Genomic DNA, 17,087 nt, shown 5'->3' with positions numbered 1-17,087 from the left:
GTCCAGCGCAAAGATTAAACACGATGCTTACCTTTCAACAGATTATCCTGACGCTGCAATCCTACTGGGACAAGCAGGGCTGCGCCCTGCTGCAACCCTATGACATGGAAGTCGGCGCCGGCACCTTCCACACCGGCACATTCCTGCGCGCGATTGGCCCGGAGCCATGGCGCGCCGCCTATGTGCAGCCATCGCGCCGCCCGAAAGACGGCCGCTATGGCGAAAATCCGAACCGCCTGCAGCACTACTATCAGTACCAGGTGGTATTGAAGCCGGCGCCGGAAAATATCCTGGACCTGTACCTGGGTTCCCTGGCGGCGCTGGGCCTGGACTTGAAACAGAATGACGTGCGCTTCGTCGAAGACGACTGGGAAAGCCCGACCCTGGGCGCCTGGGGCCTGGGCTGGGAAGTCTGGCTGAACGGCATGGAAGTCACGCAATTCACCTACTTCCAGCAAGTGGGCGGCATCGACTGCAAACCGGTGCTGGGTGAAATCACCTATGGCATCGAGCGTTTGGCCATGTACCTGCAAGGCGTGGAAAACGTCTATGACCTGGTCTGGACCGAATGGGAAGAAAATGGGCAGACCAAGCGCCTGACCTACGGCGACGTGTTCCACCAGAATGAAGTGGAGCAATCCACCTACAACTTCGAGCATGCCAACACGGACCTGCTGTTCGCGCAATTCGCCAATCACGAATCCGAAGCCAAGCGCCTGATCGAGCTGCAACTGACCTTGCCGGCCTACGAACAGATCATGAAAGCGTCGCACAGCTTCAACATGCTGGACGCCCGTGGCGCCATTTCCGTGACCGAGCGCGCCGCCTATATCGGCCGTGTGCGCACCCTGTCGCGCCTGGTCGCGCAAGCCTACTACGATTCCCGCGAACGCCTCGGATTCCCGATGCTGCCGAAAGAGTAAGAATATGAACCAGACCCTGTTAATCGAACTGCTGACCGAAGAATTGCCACCAAAGGCGCTGTCCAAACTGGGCGCCGCGTTTTCCACGGTCATCGTCAACGGCCTGAAGGCACGCGGCTTCCTGGAAGACGGCAGCGTGGCGACCACCTACGCGACCCCGCGCCGCCTGGCGGTTGCCATCTCCGACGTGCGCGCCATGTCGCCGGACAAATCCATCCGTGAAAAAGTGCTGCCGGTGACGGTCGCGCTGGACAAGGATGGCAACCCGACCGCGCCGCTGGCCAAGAAACTGGCCGCGCTGGGCTTCCCCGACCTGCAAGTGTCGGACCTGGAACGCGCCCAGGACGGCAAGGCCGAGAGCTTCTTCTACACCTATACCGCCCCCGGCTCGAAGCTGGAAACCGGCGCCCAGGCCGCGCTGGAAGAAGCGCTGGCCAAGCTGCCGATCCCGAAAGTCATGAGCTACCAGCGCCCGGACGGCGCCACCGTGCAATTCGTGCGCCCGGCGCACAGCCTGATCGCGCTGCATGGCGAGACCGTGCTGCCGCTGTCCGTGCTGGGATTGCACGCCGCGAAAATCACCGATGGCCACCGCTTCCTGACCGAGCCGGGCCAGCGCCAGGTGGAAGTGCAGCACGCCGACGCCTACGCCGCCACCCTGGCGGACAAAGCCAAAGTCATTGCCGGCTTCGACGACCGCAAGGAACAGATCCGCACCGCCCTGCTGGCGCAAGCCGGCGACGACCTGGTGTTGATGCCGGAAGCGCTGCTGGACGAAGTCACGTCGCTGGTGGAATGGCCGGTGGTCTATGAATGCCGCTTCGAGGAAGAATTCCTGGCCGTGCCGCAGGAATGCCTGATCCTCACCATGCAGACCAACCAGAAATACTTCGCGCTGACCGACAAGGCAGGCAAGCTGCGCTCGCGCTTCCTGATCGTGTCCAACATCGCCACCGGCACGCCGGCCGCCATCATCGGCGGCAACGAGCGCGTGGTGCGTCCGCGCCTGTCCGACGCGAAATTCTTCTTCGAGCAAGACAAGAAGAAAACCCTGGAATCGCGCCTGCCGATGCTGAAAAACGTGGTTTACCACAACAAGCTGGGCACGCAGGCCGAACGCAGCGCGCGTGTCACCGCGCTGGCCGGCGCCATTGCGGGCAAACTGGGTTCGGATGTCGCCTTGGCCGAACGCGCGGCGCGCCTGTCGAAAGCCGACCTGCTGACCGACATGGTGGGGGAATTCCCGGAGCTGCAAGGCATCATGGGCACCTACTATGCGCGCCACGATGGCGAGCATGACGAAGTTGCGCTGGCGGCCAGTGAACACTACCAGCCGCGCTTTGCCGGCGATGCATTGCCTGCATCAAGCGCCGGCCTGGCCGTGGCGCTGGCGGACAAGCTGGAAACCCTGGTCGGCATCTGGGCCATCGGCCTGCAGCCAACCGGCGACAAGGATCCGTTCGCACTGCGCCGCCATGCCCTGGGTGTGCTGCGCATGCTGATTGAAAAGCGCTTGCCACTGACGATTTCCGGCCTGCTGGCCGACGCCGTGGCGCAATTTGGTACCGTGGCCGGATTCAAGGACCCGTCGGACGACGTCACCGCCTTCATGCTGGACCGCCTGCGCGGCATCCTGCGCGAGCGCGGCTTCACGCCGAATGAAATCGAAGCCGTGGTGGCACAGAATCCGGACCGTCTGGACGATATCGTGCAGCGCCTGGAAGCCGTGCAAGCCTTCGCGGCCTTGCCGGAGTCGGCCTCGCTGGCCGGCGCCAACAAGCGCATCACCAACATCCTGAAAAAGAATGAAGAGGCACTGGCCCAGGTGGCCGGCGGCGTGAAGGCGGAACTGCTGCAGGATACGGCCGAGAAAAACCTGTATGCCGCGATCACCCGCGTGCAGCCGGAAGTCGACGCCGCCTTTGCCAAAGGCGATTTCGCCGGCACGCTGAAGACGCTGGCGCAACTGCGCGACGACGTCGATGCCTTCTTCAACGACGTGATGGTGATGGCGGAAGACGTTGCGCTGCGCAACAACCGCCTGGCCTTGCTGTCGTCGCTGCACGGCATGATGAACCGCGTGGCCGACATTTCCAAGCTGGCGGCGTAACATGGGCGTGACGATGAAGTTGATCATCCTGGACCGGGATGGCGTGATCAACCATGACTCCCCGGACTTCATCAAATCGCCCGCCGAGTGGATCCCGGTGCCGGGGTCCCTGGAAGCGATCGCGCGCCTGAACCAGGCAGGCTACCGCGTGGTGGTGGCATCGAACCAGTCCGGGATCGCCCGTCAATTGTTCGATATCGCCACCCTGAACGCGATCCACCAAAAGCTGCACACCTTGGCGCAGCAGGCGGGCGCGGAGATCGAAGCGATCTTCTTTTGCCCGCATGCGGCGGCCGACAATTGCGATTGCCGCAAGCCGAAACCCGGCATGTTCGCGGAAATCGCCAAGCGCTACCAGGTCAGCCTGAAGGGCGTACCGACCGTCGGCGACTCGCTGCGCGATTTGCAGGCCGGCTTCGTCAGCGGCTGCACGCCGTACCTGGTCTTGACCGGCAAAGGGGAAAAAACCCATGAAACGGGCGGCCTGCCGCCCGGCACCATGGTCTTCCCCGACCTGGCGGCCACGGTCGACCACTTGCTGAAAGCCCCTCACGGGGTCAATTGATTTTCCGGAGAACCGCGTTGCACCAAGCCTCCCTTTTCCTGCGCTCCCTGCTGTTTACCATCATCATGGCCATCGCCACCATCATCTGGTCCGGCGTCTGCATGCTGGTGGCGCCGCTGCCCTATAACAAACGCTACTGGGTGGTCTCGCGCTGGAACGTGTTTATCATCTGGTGCGCGAAAACCATTTGCGGCATCGAATATGAAATCAAGGGCGCGGAAAACTTCCCCGATGCGCCGGCCATCGTGCTGTCGAAGCACCAGTCGGCATGGGAAACCATTTTCCTGCTGGCGAACCTGCCACGCCCGCTGGTATTCGTGTTCAAAAAGGAAATCCTGTACATCCCGTTCTTTGGCTGGGGCATTGCCATGCTGCGCATGATCCCGATCGACCGCAAGGCCGGCAAGCATGCATTTAAACAGGTGGTTGCACATGGAAAGCGCCGCCTGAAAGACGGCCAATGGATTATCATGTTCCCCGAAGGCACGCGCATTCCGGTCGGCCAGGCCGGCAAGTACAAGAGCGGCGGCACGCGGCTGGCGGTGGAAACCGGCGCCTGCGTGGTGCCGATCGCGTTGAACTCGGGAGAGTGCTGGCCCAAGAATTCGTTTATCAAGCGGCCGGGCAAGGTGACGGTTTCCGTCGGCAAGCCGATACCGTCCGAAGGTGAAACACCAGACAGTCTGATGGAGCAGGTGGAACAGTGGATCGAATCAGAAATGCGCGTCATTTCGCCCCACGCTTACAGCGCTGGCTAGACAGCCTCTCCGGCACGTCACAGCCGCCTGCCAGTCCGGGCAACCAGCTGGACATGTTCGGCGCCGAAGCACCGGCGCCGACGTTGGCTATGTGCTCCACATCGCGCCCGGCGCCGCCAGATCCCTCGACCTGGCAGGCGCCCCACTCCAGTACGCCGGTCCCGCAGCTCTCCACGCCAGCCACCTTCGATTCGCCTCCCGCATCACCAGCGCCATCCGGGCCGTCCCCCGGGCTGCACACCGCAGCGCCGCTTGCCTCCCCTTCCGCAGCATCCGCCCATACCGCGCCATCGTTACCATCATTGCCACCGTTATCGCTTGCACCGCCAGTGCCGCTGCGCGCGCCGGCGCCCGTGGCGCCGCCGGCAGAACAACTGCCACGCCGCCAGTTGCTGGTGGGTGGCTATGTGCTGGAATATGCCTTGCGCCGCTCAACGCGCCGCTCGATCGGCTTCATGGTCGATGACGACGGCTTGCGCGTGACGGCCCCGCGCCGGGTGTCACTGACCGATATCGACAACGCCATCCGGGCCAAGCAGCACTGGATTTTGTCGAAGCTGGAAGAACGGCGCGAACGGCGTGCGGCGCGGCTGCAAAAGCCGCCGATGGAATGGATCGATGGCGCGCAACTGCCGTACCTGGGCACGGACATCAAATTGCGGCTGTACACCGCCACCCGCAACCGCACCGATTACAACCCGGACACGCGCGAATTGCATATGGGCCTGGTACAGGGCGCCACGGAACTGCTGCTGAAGGAACGGGTCAAATCCTGGATGCAGCAACAGGCGAAAATCCTGTTTGAACAGCGCCTGGACCTGTATGCGGCGCGGCTGGGCGTGCAATATAGCGCGTTCGCGCTATCGTCGGCCGGATCACGCTGGGGCTCCTGCACCGTGCAGCGCATGATCCGGCTGAACTGGAAACTGATCCATTTCTCGCTGCCGCTGATTGATTACGTGGTGGCGCACGAACTGGCGCACATCCTGGAAATGAACCACAGCCCACGCTTCTGGGCTGAAGTGGGCCGGATTTACCCGGCCTACGACGAAGCGCGCGAATTGCTGCGCAAACGCGCGCAGGAATTGCCGCCGCTGTTCAGTTAGCACAAGCATGGCGGCTTCGCCTGCGGCGAAACCGCCCTACAGCCATCCCGCTTCCCTGGCCATGCGATACGCCTCGACCCGGTTGCCGGCGCCGCACTTGCTGATGGCTTCCGACAGGTAATTGCGCACCGTGCCTTCCGACAGCGACAACTGCTTCGCGATGTCCGCCCCGCTGCGCCCTTCCCCCGCCAGCCGCAGTACTTGCCGTTCCCGTTCACTGAGCGGGTCGGGCGCGCCGCTCCAGCTTTCCAGCGCCAGTTCCGGCGCAATCGCCAAACCGCCGCCATGCACGGTACGGATGGCCTGCGCCAGGGTTTCGGCCGGCGCATCTTTCAGCAGGTAGCCACGGACACCGGCCGCCATCGCGCGCCGCAGGTAACCGGCGCGGGCAAACGTGGTGACGATCGCCACCCGCACACCCGGACAGGCTTCACGCAGCGCGGCTGCCAGTTCCAGTCCCGTCATGCGCGGCATTTCGATATCGGTCAGCACGATATCGGGGCGCAGTTGCCGGCACAGTTCGAGCGCGTCTTCGCCATTGCGGGCCTGCCCCACCACATCGATATCGCCTTCCAGTTTCAGCAGCGCAGCCAGCGCGCCCAGCAACAGCGCCTGGTCTTCCGCAATCACGATGCGGATCATCATGTCATTCCTTCGCCATCGGCCATCGGCAGGCGCAGCTCCAATGTCACGCCTTGTTCCACGGCCAGCGACAGCCAGCCACCCAATTGTTCCACCCGCTCGCGCATGCCGCGCAAGCCATTGCCCTGCACGAGTCGCGCCGCCATGCCGGCGGCGGCGCCATCGTCGCGGATGCGCAGCACCAGCATGCGGTCTTCTTGCGCCAACCGCACGGTGCAGGCTTTCGCACCGGCATGGCGCAAGATATTGGTGACGGCTTCGCGCAAGGCCAGCGCCAGCACGTTTTCCGCCACCGCCGGTATCGCCAGCGGCTGCACGTCCGTATCCAGGGTCACTCCGGCCGCGCACAGCGCGGCTTTGGCCCGCGCCAGCTCGTGCGCCAGTCCCGTTTCCCGGTAGCCGCTGACGGCGGCGCGCACTTCCGCCAGCGCCTGGCGCGCACTGGCTTCGATATCGCGGATTTCGTTGCGGCAGGCGGCGGGGTCGCGTTCCAGCAGCCGTCCCGCCAGTTCCGCCTTCAGTGTGATCAGCGACAGCGTATGGCCCAGCAAGTCGTGCATGTCGCGGGATATGCGCTCGCGCTCCGCAATGCGCGCCAGGTGTTCCACCTCTTCCTGCTTCTTCAGCAATTGCTCGCGCGAGCGCTGCACCCGCGCATCCATGATGGTGGCGATGCCGACCGGTGTACCGGCCGCCAGGGTCGGCATCAGGAAACTGAGGGGCAAATCCACCAGCAGCGCCACCGCCGCGGTCGAGAGCAGGATCGCCGCCAGCGAGCCATACGCGACCGCTTGCCGGTCGAAGTGGGAGCACATGGCGCCGGCAAAAATAAAGAACGTGCAGGCGCCGAAATTGAACGGCGCCCATGCCAGGCCCAAAGCAAAGGTGAACAGGATGTACGGGACGACGGCGCGGTTATAGACCCAGAAGCTGCCAAAATACACGGGAAAGAACAGCGCCAGGGTCAGCACCAGCGCCGCCAGTTCCAGCGCGGACGGTGGCGCATAAAAATACTTCCAGCCGAAGAACGCCAGCGACACCAGCCACAGGTACGGTGCGCGCCCCAGCCGGGGCGGCACCCAGGGGCCCCGCAAGGCTTGCCTCAACGCTACGCGGGTTTCCCGCCAGGCCGCCGCCGCCATCACACTCACTGCGCCAGCAACCGCACGTCGGCGATCTCGAAGCGGTAGCTGCCCGTCTTCGGTCCGGCGTTAAACGCGATCATGGAAATCGCGCTGGCGTCGACACCCTTGAAATCGGCCAGCGTCATCGACACTTCGCGCCAATCGCCGCCAGCCTGAAACGGCAGGCTGGCCGGGATATTGTTCCCGCTCGACATGACGGCCACGTTGTATTGCTGGCCATCGCCGCGCACGCGGAATTTCAGCACCTTGGCCGAACTGAGGTTGGCGGCCTGCATCGGCTGGCGGCCCGGCATGAACGCCAGCCCCGCCCAAGGATAGGCAAAACCGGCCGCCACGTTGGCGTTGACCTGCGCCGCATCCTCGACCAGCTTGATGTCCACCGACGATTTACCGCCGAGGAACGCGTCATGCGACGGCATCCAGCCGGCGCCGAACGGGCTGCCCATCTTGTCCTTGCCAAACAGGCTGATACGGCCGTCGGCCGGCAGCGCCAGGCCGGAGCCTGGCTGCGCTTCCAGCGCCACGGCGGCCAGTTGCTGCTTGCGCAGCGGCGCCACCGATTCGCCATCTTTCCACACCTCGACGATGCGGCGCGTGGCGGCAAGGTCCACCGACGGGTCGCCGTCCACCAGCAGCAAGTCCGCCTTGTAGCCTTTGGCAATGCGGCCGCGCTGCGGCAACTTGAAGGCCTGTGCCGGCACGGAGGTGGCGGCGGCCAGTGCCTGCAGCGGCGTCAGGCCGGCCTGCGCCAGCGATTGCAGTTCATGATGCATGCTGGCGCCATACTGGGTGCCATTGTTGCCGGCATCGGTCCCGGCCAGCACCGGCACCCCGGCCTTGGCCAGCGCCGCCGTCACGGCTTGCGGCGCCGCCATCAATTCCGGCTTGGCCTGCTTGCTGTACGGGTTGGCCAGTTGCTGCTTTTGCGCCTTGTCGAGCAGGCTGTTGAACGCTGCGTCGCCCAGGATGTCGGCCGCGCGCAATCCGGCGATGCTCTCCATCACGCTGAAGGTGGGGATCACGAACGCTTTTTTGGTTTTCGCCAGTTGCGTAAAGCTGTCCAGTTCTTCCTGGCTGATGCGGTTGCCGACAAACAAATGCACCAGGCCATCCGCGCCGGCTTCCAGCGCGGCCCGCGCGTCGGCCAAGGTGCTGATGTGGACCACGGCCAGCTTGCCGCGCTGGTGAGTGGCCTCGATCAGCGCTTTCACGGTGGCGAGATCGAGCGACGCAAAGGCGCGGCCCGCGTGGCCATGCTCCATGACGATCTTGATGAAGAACGAGCCTTCGGCCAGGCGCGCATCGACCCACGCCTGCGCTTCTTCCGGTTTGGTCAATGTCGGGATCGCCATGCCGTATTCGGTGCCGTGGCCACCCGGCGCGGTGGCCAGCGTACCGGCCGAGAACAGGTCGGCCTGACCCGCATTGTCGCCGCGCGCCATTTTCGCGCTGACATCCTTGACCACCTGCACGCCGGTGAACATGTCGATCTGCGTGGTCACGCCGAAGTACAACGGCAAATCCAGGTAGCGGTAGGCATGCACGTGCGCATCGATCAGACCAGGCAACAGGGTGCGGCCTTTGCCGTCGATCACGGTGGCGCCGGCGGGCGCCTTGCCCTGGAAATTATCATCGGCAATGCGGTTGCCATCGACCAGCACCGAACGGCGCGCATGCATTTTTTCGCCATCGAATACGCGCACATCCTGCACCAGCCAGGTGGCGGCCAGCGCCGGAGTGGACAAGGCGGCCAGGCCACAGGCGAACAGCAGGGATTGCAAACGGCGGTGAACCATGTTCTGTCTCCTTGGGTTGGTATGGGAGGCAGTATGGATTTTTTTACATCACCTGAACAGAATAAAATGACACAATTTTGGCATGACAAATGTCACATTGTGTCATTCCAGCCTCATGCCGCCGCCTGCATCAGGGCCGGCAACAGCGCCAGCGTGCGCTGCGTGGCGCCCCTGTGCCGGCCCGCGAAGTCACGCGCCCGCCCGCCCATGGCCAAGCGCTCGCCATCGTCGTGCAACAGGCGCGCGGCCTGCGCCATCAGCGCATCGGCACTGGCGATCCGCAACGCGCCGCCGGCCGCCAGCGCATCGTCCGTCACTTGCGCAAAATTGAAGGTGTGCTCGCCGATCAGCACCGGCTTGCCCAGCGCGGCCGCTTCAATCAAGTTCTGGCCGCCCAGCGGCTGCAGGCTGCCGCCAATGAAGGCGACGTCGCACAGCGCGTAATAGGCGAACATTTCCCCCATCGAATCACCCAGCAGCACCTGCACGCCCGGGTCCACGGCACTGCCAGGCTGCGCCAGCGCGCTGCGGCGCTGGACCGCGAAGCCGCGCTGCGCCGCCATCTCCGCAACCGCATCGAAACGCTGCGGGTGGCGCGGCACCAGCAACAGCAGCACGCCGGCAGGCAAGGCTTGCGCCTGCAACGCGCGCTGGTACGCATCGAGGATCAAATCTTCCTCGCCTTCACGGGTACTGGCGCACAGCAATACGGGCCGCGCGCCAACCTGGGCCCGCAATTGCGCGCCCAGCGCCAGCGCGGCCGGCGGCACCTGTACATCGAACTTGATGCTGCCGGTGACATCGACGTTGGCTACGCCCAGCGAGCGCACCCGGCCGGCATCTGCTTCGGTTTGCGCCGCCACCAGGGAGATACCCCGCGCGGCGCCCCGCATCAACCCGCCCAGGCGCTGCGCCTTGCGCAGCGACCGCTCGGACAGGCGCGCATTGGCCAGCACCACCGGCACGTGCGCCTGGTTGCAGCACGCGATCAACGATGGCCACACTTCGGTTTCCATCAAAATGCAGATGCGCGGCTCGAAATGGCGGATAAAGCGGCGCACCATGCTGAAGGTGTCGTACGGCAGGTACGATTGCACGACCCGGGCGCCATGCTTGCCGAACAATTGCTTGCCGGTGGCGCGTCCGGTGGGCGTCATGTGCGTCAGCAGGATGCGGCTGCGCGGATAGGCCGCCAGCAGCGCTTCGACCAGCGGTTCGCTGGCGCGGGTTTCGCCAACCGATACCGCATGGACCCAGATCGTGTGCGGCTCATCATTGGCGGCCCGGTCGCGGTACAGGCCGAGGCGCTCATTCCAGTGCTGGCGATAGCCGGGCTCCTGCGCGCCGCGCCGCCACAGGCGGCCCAGCGCCAGCGGCAAGGCCAGCCACCACAGCAACGAATACAGTCGGACCATAGGCGCTTCCTCAGTGACGGCCGGCAGTGAGCAGGCTGCGCGCGGCAGCCAGCACTTCCGCCACCGGCGGCGGTGCGCCGCGGTCGCCCAGGTTGATGATTTTCGGCGACCAGTTGCCCTCGGTTTTCCAGCGTGGCGAATCGGCATAGATTTCCACGGTGGGACGGACAAAGGCCGCGGCAATATGGGTCAGGCCGGTATCGACGCCGACCGCCAGCGCCGCATGGCGCGCCAGCAGCACGGCATCGGCCATTGTCAGTTGCGGCAACACGCGCGCATTGGGCAGGCTGGCCGCCAGTGCTTCGGCTTCCTGCTTTTCCTTCGCGGAGCCCCACGGCAGCAAAATCGGCATCGGCGCCAGCGCGGCGCCCAGTTCGATCCAGTTGGCGGGCGCCCACTTCTTGGCGTCACGCGCGGTGCCATGGAAGAAGACGCAATAGGGTCCCGCCGGCATCCAGTCCGGACGCGCATCGTGCGGCGACACGTCCGGCAAGCCGAAATCGGCCGGGTCATCCACGCTGTAGCCCAATGCAGCGCCCACCACCAGGCGGCCGCGCGCCACCGCATGCGTGCGCGGGTCGAGTTTGACGCTGCGCGTGTGGAACACGCGTGAAATGCCTTCGTAACCCGACCCCTCGCTGCCGTTGCCCAGGCCAACCTTGTGGCGGCCTTTGGCCGCGCCCATGATGATGCCGGTCTTCAGCAAGCCCTGGGTGTCGAACACATAGTCATAGCGCTGCGCGCGCAGGGTGGAAAAGAAGGCGCCGATTTCCGCGCGGGTGGCCGGATTGCCCAGGCTTTTGCGCCAGCGCCGCAGCGCAAACGGGATGATGGTGCGCACCCGGGCGTTCATGCGCACCAGGCTGACATAGCCCTCTTCCACCACCCAGTCGATATTCGCGTTCGGGTAATGGCGCGCGATATCGGCCACGATCGGCATGTTGTGCAACACGTCGCCCAGCGAGGAAACGCGCACCAGCAATATGTTCAACGGCTGCATACCATGCAAATTGCCCCGGCTGCTCATTTTCGTTACCGGGATCAGAATGGCAATTCGGCGTCCGGCTTGGCCGCCAGGATCACGTCACGGAACTGGCCCTGGATGCGCGCCAGCGCTTCCGGGGTTTCCGCTTCAAAGCGCATCACGATCACCGGCGTGGTGTTCGACGAACGCGCCAGCCCAAAGCCATCCGCATATTCGACCCGCAAGCCATCGATGTCGATGATGCGCTCGTTGCCCGGGAAGCGCGCGTCGCTGCGCAGCTTGTCCATCAGCGCGAAGTTTTCGCCCTCATTCAGGTGCAGGTGCAGTTCCGGCGTCGAATCCGACTGCGGCAGCGCGTTCAGCAGCGCGGACGGATCGGCGTGTTTGGTCAGGATTTCCAGCATGCGCGCGCCGGCATACAAGCCGTCGTCAAAGCCATACCAGCGGTCCTTGAAGAAGATATGGCCGCTCATTTCGCCGCCCAGCGGCGCGCCGGTTTCCTTCAGCTTGGCTTTCACCAGCGAGTGGCCGGTCTTGTACATCAGCGGCACGCCGCCGCTCTTTTCAATGTACGACGCCAGGTGGCGCGTGCACTTCACGTCGTACAGGATTTGTTCGCCCGGATGGCGTGACAGCACGTCTTCGGCGAACAGCATCATCTGGCGGTCCGGGAAAATGATCTGGCCATCCTTGGTGACGATGCCGAGGCGGTCGCCGTCGCCGTCAAAGGCCAGGCCGATTTCCGCGTCAGTCTGCTGCAGGCAGCGGATCAGGTCTTGCAGGTTTTCCGGGTGGGCCGGATCAGGGTGGTGGTTCGGGAACGTGCCATCGACGTCGCAGAACAGTTCAATCACGTCGCAACCCATGCCGCGATACAGGTCGCCGGCGAAGGCACCCGCTACGCCATTGCCGCAATCGACAGCGATCTTGATCGGGCGGGAAATTTTCACGTCGCCGATGATGCGCTGCAGGTACTCGGCCTTGATGTCATGCGTGCTGTACGAACCCGGCTGGGCGGCCAGCTTGCCGCCATCGGCCAGGATGCTGTCGTACAGGCCGGCAATGGCGTCGCCATAAATCGCTTCGCCCGCCAGCACCATCTTGAAGCCGTTATAGTCCGGAGGATTGTGGCTGCCGGTCACCATGATGCCGGATGGCGCACCCAGCACCTGGGTGCCGAAATACACCATCGGCGTGGCCACCACACCGAGGTCGATCACATCCACACCCGCCGATTGCAAGCCTTGCGCCAGCGCTGCCGCCAGTTCCGGACCGGACAGGCGGCCATCGCGGCCAATCACGACTTTGCTCTGATCCTTGGCGCGCGCCGCCAGGCCGAATGCGTGGCCAATCTGGCGCGCGACATTGGCATCGAGCGTTTTACCCACGATGCCGCGGATGTCATAAGCTTTGAAAATGGATTTCGAGAGTGTAGTCATAATCTGGATGTAGACGCGCCCGCGCCCGCGCCTGGCGCCTGGGCGCCAGACGGCGGAGGGATGCTGTGGGATGGCGGCTGGCAGGACGGCCCAGCCGTAAACTACGGGTATAGTAAGTGCGATAACTGTGGCAGGCAAGTCCTGCCTGCCTTGCTGTTCTTAAAGCTCAGGTTCAGGCGGCGATCCGCAAGCCTTCGATATCGTTGCCGGCTTCCACCCAGTCCTTGACCCACTTCGGTTGACGGCCGCGGCCAGTCCATTGCTGGGCGCCATCCGCAGGGTTGCGGTAGCGCGGCGCCACTTCCGCGCCAGGCGCCTTGATTTTGGCCCCCGCCTTGACGCCAGCCATCAATTCTTCCACTGTGGAACCAACGCTTTTTGCAATCGCCTGGATTTTTTCAATGGCTTGCGCCCGTTCCTGGGTTTCGCGTTGCGTCAATTCCTTTTTTAATTGCTCTTGCAATTCACGCAATTGAGCAACGGACATATTCGACAGATCCATAAATATCCCTTAAAAAAAGTGAGGTTGGAATTCTGCCCGAAATATACACGAAAAACCGGCTGCGTTAGTGTTTCTTGTGGCGCATCATCCAGCGCGGCGCTTTGAACCGGACGATACGCGCATATAACCACAGGTACGTCACCATAAACAGCAGGCAAAATACCATCAGCAGCGGCGTATTGTTCCAGAACATGGTGGCGGGGATCACCGCCATCAATGAAAACGCCCACAAATACGGAGAGGTCAGGGAATTACGGCGCAATAATGCACGCCCATCCTTACGCCCGATCGCCCATTGCACAATGCGGCGGTATATCAGGCTATGCAAATGAATCCCATCCGGCATGGTGGGTGATTTACCCCGCACAAACATGCGGCGGTAAGCGGAAAACAATGTTTCAAATGCAGGATAGATCAACAACAGCGCGGCATACCAGGTCGACACTTGCGGGTTACGGATTACCAGCAGCAAGGCCAGTTCGCCCAGCATAAAGCCGATGAAATAAGCGCCGCCATCGCCCAGGAATATCAGGCCAATCGGGTAATTCCAGACTAAAAAGCCGGCCGTGGCGCCCGCCACGATCAATGCCGCCACCAAGACAAACATATCATTGACTTGCAGCGCCACATAACCGAGTGACAGCAACATGCAAATCGTGACAACGCTGGCCAAGCCATTGAATCCGTCAATGATATTGACCGCATTGGCAATACCGGCCACCGCCAGCACCGAAACGGGTAACGCCAGCCAGATCCAAGGAATTGCCCAGGTCGAGAACGGCAGGTCGAGGCGGTCGATACGGGCATCGAGCAGGAAATAAGCCGCCAGCCCGGCGGCCATGGTCAAGACCAGACGCCGGGCCGCACTGACATTGCCAGTGTAATCTTCAACGATGCCACCGGCAAACGCGATCAGCGCGCACGCCAGCAACGACATCATCCAGCTGGTCATCGCCGGGACGCGCCAGATCGAAATGCAGGCCGCCAGCACGACGGCAAAGAAAATGGACAGGCCGCCGATACGGGACACCGCATGCGCGTGATTTTTCTGCACGCCGCGGAAATCGGTATCCATCGCAGGGCCATGCAGCTTGGCTTCCTTGATCACCAACAGGGTCAGCAGCGCGGAAGCGACAAAGCTTATAAGGAAAGAAAACATTATTTATTATAAATTCGGGCCGGTAACACAAGGTACGGACCCTGCGAGGCTGGGATTTTAGCAAATCCCGCCGCCCCGCTCAGTCATGCTTACGGTTTGAAACAGCTCAACGCATGCACAGGTGCAGCGCATCGCGCCAATGCGGCAATGCGCACAGGCTGTGCACCAGCTTCTGCGACGACATGACGGAATAGGCTGGCCGCGTGGCCGGGGTCGGGTATTCCGCGCTGGAGATCGGCACCAGATTGCAGCTTATGGCGGCTTCTTCCAGGATGGCTTGGGTGAATTCAAACCAGGTGGTCTGGCCCTGGCTGGACAAGTGATAAATGCCGCCATGCGCGTCCCACCATGCCGCACCGCCCGCCTTGGCCTGGGCCAGCACGGTGGCCGTACTGTCGGCAATGGTGCGGCTCCACGTGGGGGCGCCATGCTGGTCTGCCACAATGCGTAGCTCATCGCGCTCGCGCGCCAGTTTCAGCATCGTCAGCAGGAAATTCTTGCCGCGCATGCCATATACCCAGCTGGTGCGGAAAATCAGATGGCGGACGCCGGATGCCACGATCGCTTGTTCGCCAGCCAGCTTGCTGGCGCCATAGACGTTGACGGGACCGGTCACGTCGGTTTCCACCCGCGGCGCCGGGTCAGTCCCGGGGAATACATAATCCGTCGAATAATGCACCAGCGCCGCGTCCAGCCGTTTGGCTTCTTCGGCCATCACGGCCGGCGCTTCCGCATTGATGCGGTAGGCCAGCTCCGCTTCGCTTTCCGCCTTGTCGACCGCCGTGTACGCGGCCGGATTCACGATCAGGCCCGGCTGGACGTCGCGGATCACCGCCCGCACCTGGTCCAGGTTGGCCAAGTCCATGCGCGCGCGGTCCACCGCGACCACTTCGCCCAACCCTTGCAAGCTGCGCTGCAGTTCATAGCCGACCTGGCCGGAGCATCCCGTCAACAGGATCTTCATGCAAATACCTCGGCCTCGGCCAGCGGTACGCCAGCCTTGTCCTTGGCCGACAGCAGCGGTTCGCCATCGAGCGGCCATTCAATGCCGATGGCCGGGTCATTCCAGATCACTGAACGTTCATAAGCAGGCGCATAGTAATCGGTGGTCTTGTACAGGAATTCAGCGATGTCGCTGGTCACGACAAAACCATGGGCAAAGCCGGCCGGTATCCACAACTGGCGTTTATTTTCAGCCGACAATTCCAGTCCATACCACTGGCCGAATGTGGGTGAGCTCTTGCGCAAATCCACTGCCACGTCGAATACCGCGCCAGTGGTTACCCGCACCAGCTTGCCCTGGGCCTGCTGGATCTGGTAATGCAGGCCGCGCAGCACGCCTTTGGCGGAACGCGAATGGTTGTCCTGCACGAAGTCCACTTGCACGCCAGTTTGCTCGGCAAACCGCTGTGCATTGAAACTTTCATAGAAAAAACCGCGCTGGTCGCCAAACACTGTCGGCTCGATCACCAGCAAATCTTCCAATGGCGTCTTGATCACATTCATCGTGGGATAACCTTGTCTTCTAAAATTTGTAACAGATATTGGCCATAATTATTCTTCTTCAATGGCTCGGCCAGTTTTGCCAATTGCGCCGCATCGATATAACCTTTGCGGAACGCGATCTCCTCAGGGCATGCGACTTTCAATCCCTGGCGCTTTTCAATAGTCGCGATGAATTGCGACGCATCCAGCAGGGATTCATGGGTGCCGGTATCGAGCCACGCCATGCCACGCCCCATCAATTCCACCTTTAACTGGTCTTGCTGCAGGTAGACGTTATTGACGTCGGTAATTTCCAGTTCGCCGCGCGCGGACGGTTTGATGCTGGCGGCAATATCGCACACCTGGCGATCGTAGAAATACAGTCCCGTGACGGCATAATTCGATCTCGGCGCCTTGGGTTTTTCTTCAATGGTCAATGCCTTGCGGTCCGCATCGAACTCCACCACGCCATAACGCTCCGGATCGTGCACGTGGTAGGCAAACACCGTGGCGCCATCCGGACGCATGGCGGCGGAACGCAGCAAGGCATCCAGGTCATTGCCGTAATAAATGTTATCGCCCAGGATCAACGCCGACGGATCGTTGCCGACAAATTCCCGGCCGATGATGAACGCCTGCGCCAGCCCATCGGGCGACGGCTGGACCGCATAGCTGAGCTGCAAACCCCACTGGCTGCCATCGCCCAGCAATTCCTGGAACCGGGGCGTATCCTGCGGCGTCGAAATAATCAGGATTTCGCGCATGCCGGCCAGCATCAGGGTGGTCAGCGGGTGGTAAATCATCGGCTTGTCGTAAATCGGCAGCAATTGCTTGGAGACGCTCATCGTCACCGGGTACAGGCGCGTGCCGGAACCGCCGGCCAGGATAATGCCTTTGCGGCGCGGAAGGTTGGCGGTCATTTGGCGTCCCGGTCGTTGTAGTTGGTTTCCACCCATGTGGCATAGGCGCCCGATTGCACGTCGTCCACCCAGGCCTGGTTCTCGAGATACCACTGCACGGTCTTGTTGATGCCGGTCTGGAAGGTTTCAGCCGGTTT

The 17,087-nt window shown here is 62.8% G+C and carries 16 protein-coding genes and 1 pseudogene; 5 read left to right on the top strand and 12 right to left on the bottom strand.

Annotation, left to right across the window (positions count from 1 at the left end; genetic code table 11):
• The first annotated feature begins 23 nt into the window (after positions 1-23).
• From glyQ to AC1RRC_RS18220, 5 genes are all read left to right on the top strand, one after another.
• Positions 24-923, top strand: coding sequence for a glycine--tRNA ligase subunit alpha (gene glyQ, locus AC1RRC_RS18240; protein ID WP_493056946.1), 900 nt, complete (start codon positions 24-26; stop codon positions 921-923).
• Positions 924-927: 4 nt separating this feature from the next.
• Positions 928-3,033, top strand: a complete 2,106-nt coding sequence (glyS, locus tag AC1RRC_RS18235; protein WP_493056945.1) for a glycine--tRNA ligase subunit beta — start codon at positions 928-930, stop codon at positions 3,031-3,033.
• Between the two features lie 13 nt (positions 3,034-3,046).
• Positions 3,047-3,598 carry a D-glycero-beta-D-manno-heptose 1,7-bisphosphate 7-phosphatase gene (gene gmhB / locus AC1RRC_RS18230; RefSeq protein ID WP_493056944.1) on the top strand — a complete coding sequence of 184 codons (552 nt, stop codon included), beginning with the start codon at positions 3,047-3,049 and terminating at the stop codon, positions 3,596-3,598.
• Positions 3,599-3,615: 17 nt separating this feature from the next.
• Positions 3,616-4,356, top strand: a complete 741-nt coding sequence (locus AC1RRC_RS18225) for a lysophospholipid acyltransferase family protein (protein WP_493056943.1) — start codon at positions 3,616-3,618, stop codon at positions 4,354-4,356.
• Positions 4,357-4,685: 329 nt separating this feature from the next.
• Positions 4,686-5,462 (top strand): M48 family metallopeptidase, encoded by a 777-nt coding sequence (locus tag AC1RRC_RS18220; RefSeq protein WP_493056942.1) that lies wholly within the window; start codon positions 4,686-4,688, stop codon positions 5,460-5,462.
• 36 nt (positions 5,463-5,498) lie between these two features.
• Here the strand turns inward: AC1RRC_RS18220 and AC1RRC_RS18215 are convergent, their stop codons facing one another.
• From AC1RRC_RS18215 to AC1RRC_RS18160, 12 genes and pseudogenes are all read right to left on the bottom strand, one after another.
• A complete protein-coding gene (locus AC1RRC_RS18215) occupies positions 5,499-6,107 on the bottom strand; it encodes a response regulator (RefSeq protein ID WP_493056941.1) in 609 nt (202 codons plus the stop codon).
• Entirely contained in the window at positions 6,104-7,198 is a 1,095-nt protein-coding gene (locus AC1RRC_RS18210; RefSeq protein WP_493056940.1) for a sensor histidine kinase, read from the bottom strand. The genes AC1RRC_RS18215 and AC1RRC_RS18210 overlap by 4 nt, the downstream gene beginning before the upstream one ends.
• A 53-nt stretch (positions 7,199-7,251) precedes the next feature.
• On the bottom strand, positions 7,252-9,045 hold the full coding sequence (locus tag AC1RRC_RS18205) for a CIA30 family protein (protein WP_493056939.1): 1,794 nt from the start codon (positions 9,043-9,045) through the stop codon (positions 7,252-7,254).
• A 113-nt stretch (positions 9,046-9,158) separates the two neighbouring features.
• Positions 9,159-10,460: a lipid IV(A) 3-deoxy-D-manno-octulosonic acid transferase gene (waaA, locus tag AC1RRC_RS18200; RefSeq protein WP_493056938.1), complete on the bottom strand. Its 1,302-nt coding sequence runs from the start codon at positions 10,458-10,460 to the stop codon at positions 9,159-9,161.
• Between the two features lie 10 nt (positions 10,461-10,470).
• On the bottom strand, positions 10,471-11,460 hold the full coding sequence (gene waaC / locus AC1RRC_RS18195; protein WP_493056937.1) for a lipopolysaccharide heptosyltransferase I: 990 nt from the start codon (positions 11,458-11,460) through the stop codon (positions 10,471-10,473).
• Between the two features lie 41 nt (positions 11,461-11,501).
• A complete protein-coding gene (locus AC1RRC_RS18190; RefSeq protein ID WP_493056936.1) occupies positions 11,502-12,884 on the bottom strand; it encodes a phosphomannomutase/phosphoglucomutase in 1,383 nt (460 codons plus the stop codon).
• 172 nt (positions 12,885-13,056) lie between these two features.
• Complete coding sequence (locus AC1RRC_RS18185) at positions 13,057-13,386, bottom strand: H-NS histone family protein (RefSeq protein ID WP_493056935.1); 330 nt, start codon at positions 13,384-13,386, stop codon at positions 13,057-13,059.
• 64 nt (positions 13,387-13,450) lie between these two features.
• A complete protein-coding gene (locus AC1RRC_RS18180) occupies positions 13,451-14,545 on the bottom strand; it encodes a glycosyltransferase family 4 protein (protein ID WP_493056934.1) in 1,095 nt (364 codons plus the stop codon).
• A gap of 106 nt (positions 14,546-14,651) precedes the next feature.
• Positions 14,652-15,509: a dTDP-4-dehydrorhamnose reductase gene (gene rfbD, locus AC1RRC_RS18175; RefSeq protein ID WP_493056933.1), complete on the bottom strand. Its 858-nt coding sequence runs from the start codon at positions 15,507-15,509 to the stop codon at positions 14,652-14,654.
• A complete protein-coding gene (gene rfbC / locus AC1RRC_RS18170) occupies positions 15,506-16,051 on the bottom strand; it encodes a dTDP-4-dehydrorhamnose 3,5-epimerase (protein WP_493056932.1) in 546 nt (181 codons plus the stop codon). Before rfbC ends, rfbD begins: the two co-directional genes overlap by 4 nt.
• Complete coding sequence (rfbA, locus tag AC1RRC_RS18165; RefSeq protein ID WP_493056931.1) at positions 16,048-16,950, bottom strand: glucose-1-phosphate thymidylyltransferase RfbA; 903 nt, start codon at positions 16,948-16,950, stop codon at positions 16,048-16,050. The genes rfbC and rfbA overlap by 4 nt, the downstream gene beginning before the upstream one ends.
• Positions 16,947-17,087: pseudogene (locus AC1RRC_RS18160) on the bottom strand (dTDP-glucose 4,6-dehydratase); the annotation flags it as partial. The gene rfbA and the pseudogene AC1RRC_RS18160, both read right to left, overlap by 4 nt.

The organism is Pseudoduganella sp. GW821-FHT12E03 (assembly GCF_058807115.1).
The sequence above is the reverse complement of the archived record's forward strand: the minus strand, read 5'-3'. Positions and strand labels throughout refer to the sequence as shown.

What these genes read in the sequence shown, in the direction of transcription:
- rfbA (WP_493056931.1), bottom strand. Translation starts at nt 16,950, where the DNA reads ATGACCGCCAACCTTCCGCGCCGCAAAGGCATTATCCTGGCCGGCGGT.
- rfbD (WP_493056933.1), bottom strand. Translation starts at nt 15,509, where the DNA reads ATGAAGATCCTGTTGACGGGATGCTCCGGCCAGGTCGGCTATGAACTG.
- waaC (WP_493056937.1), bottom strand. Translation starts at nt 11,460, where the DNA reads ATGCAGCCGTTGAACATATTGCTGGTGCGCGTTTCCTCGCTGGGCGAC.
- AC1RRC_RS18190 (WP_493056936.1), bottom strand. Translation starts at nt 12,884, where the DNA reads ATGACTACACTCTCGAAATCCATTTTCAAAGCTTATGACATCCGCGGC.
- AC1RRC_RS18215 (WP_493056941.1), bottom strand. Translation starts at nt 6,107, where the DNA reads ATGATGATCCGCATCGTGATTGCGGAAGACCAGGCGCTGTTGCTGGGC.
- rfbC (WP_493056932.1), bottom strand. Translation starts at nt 16,051, where the DNA reads ATGAATGTGATCAAGACGCCATTGGAAGATTTGCTGGTGATCGAGCCG.
- AC1RRC_RS18185 (WP_493056935.1), bottom strand. Translation starts at nt 13,386, where the DNA reads ATGGATCTGTCGAATATGTCCGTTGCTCAATTGCGTGAATTGCAAGAG.
- glyS (WP_493056945.1), top strand. Translation starts at nt 928, where the DNA reads ATGAACCAGACCCTGTTAATCGAACTGCTGACCGAAGAATTGCCACCA.
- AC1RRC_RS18180 (WP_493056934.1), bottom strand. Translation starts at nt 14,545, where the DNA reads ATGTTTTCTTTCCTTATAAGCTTTGTCGCTTCCGCGCTGCTGACCCTG.
- gmhB (WP_493056944.1), top strand. Translation starts at nt 3,047, where the DNA reads ATGAAGTTGATCATCCTGGACCGGGATGGCGTGATCAACCATGACTCC.
- waaA (WP_493056938.1), bottom strand. Translation starts at nt 10,460, where the DNA reads ATGGTCCGACTGTATTCGTTGCTGTGGTGGCTGGCCTTGCCGCTGGCG.
- AC1RRC_RS18205 (WP_493056939.1), bottom strand. Translation starts at nt 9,045, where the DNA reads ATGGTTCACCGCCGTTTGCAATCCCTGCTGTTCGCCTGTGGCCTGGCC.
- glyQ (WP_493056946.1), top strand. Translation starts at nt 24, where the DNA reads ATGCTTACCTTTCAACAGATTATCCTGACGCTGCAATCCTACTGGGAC.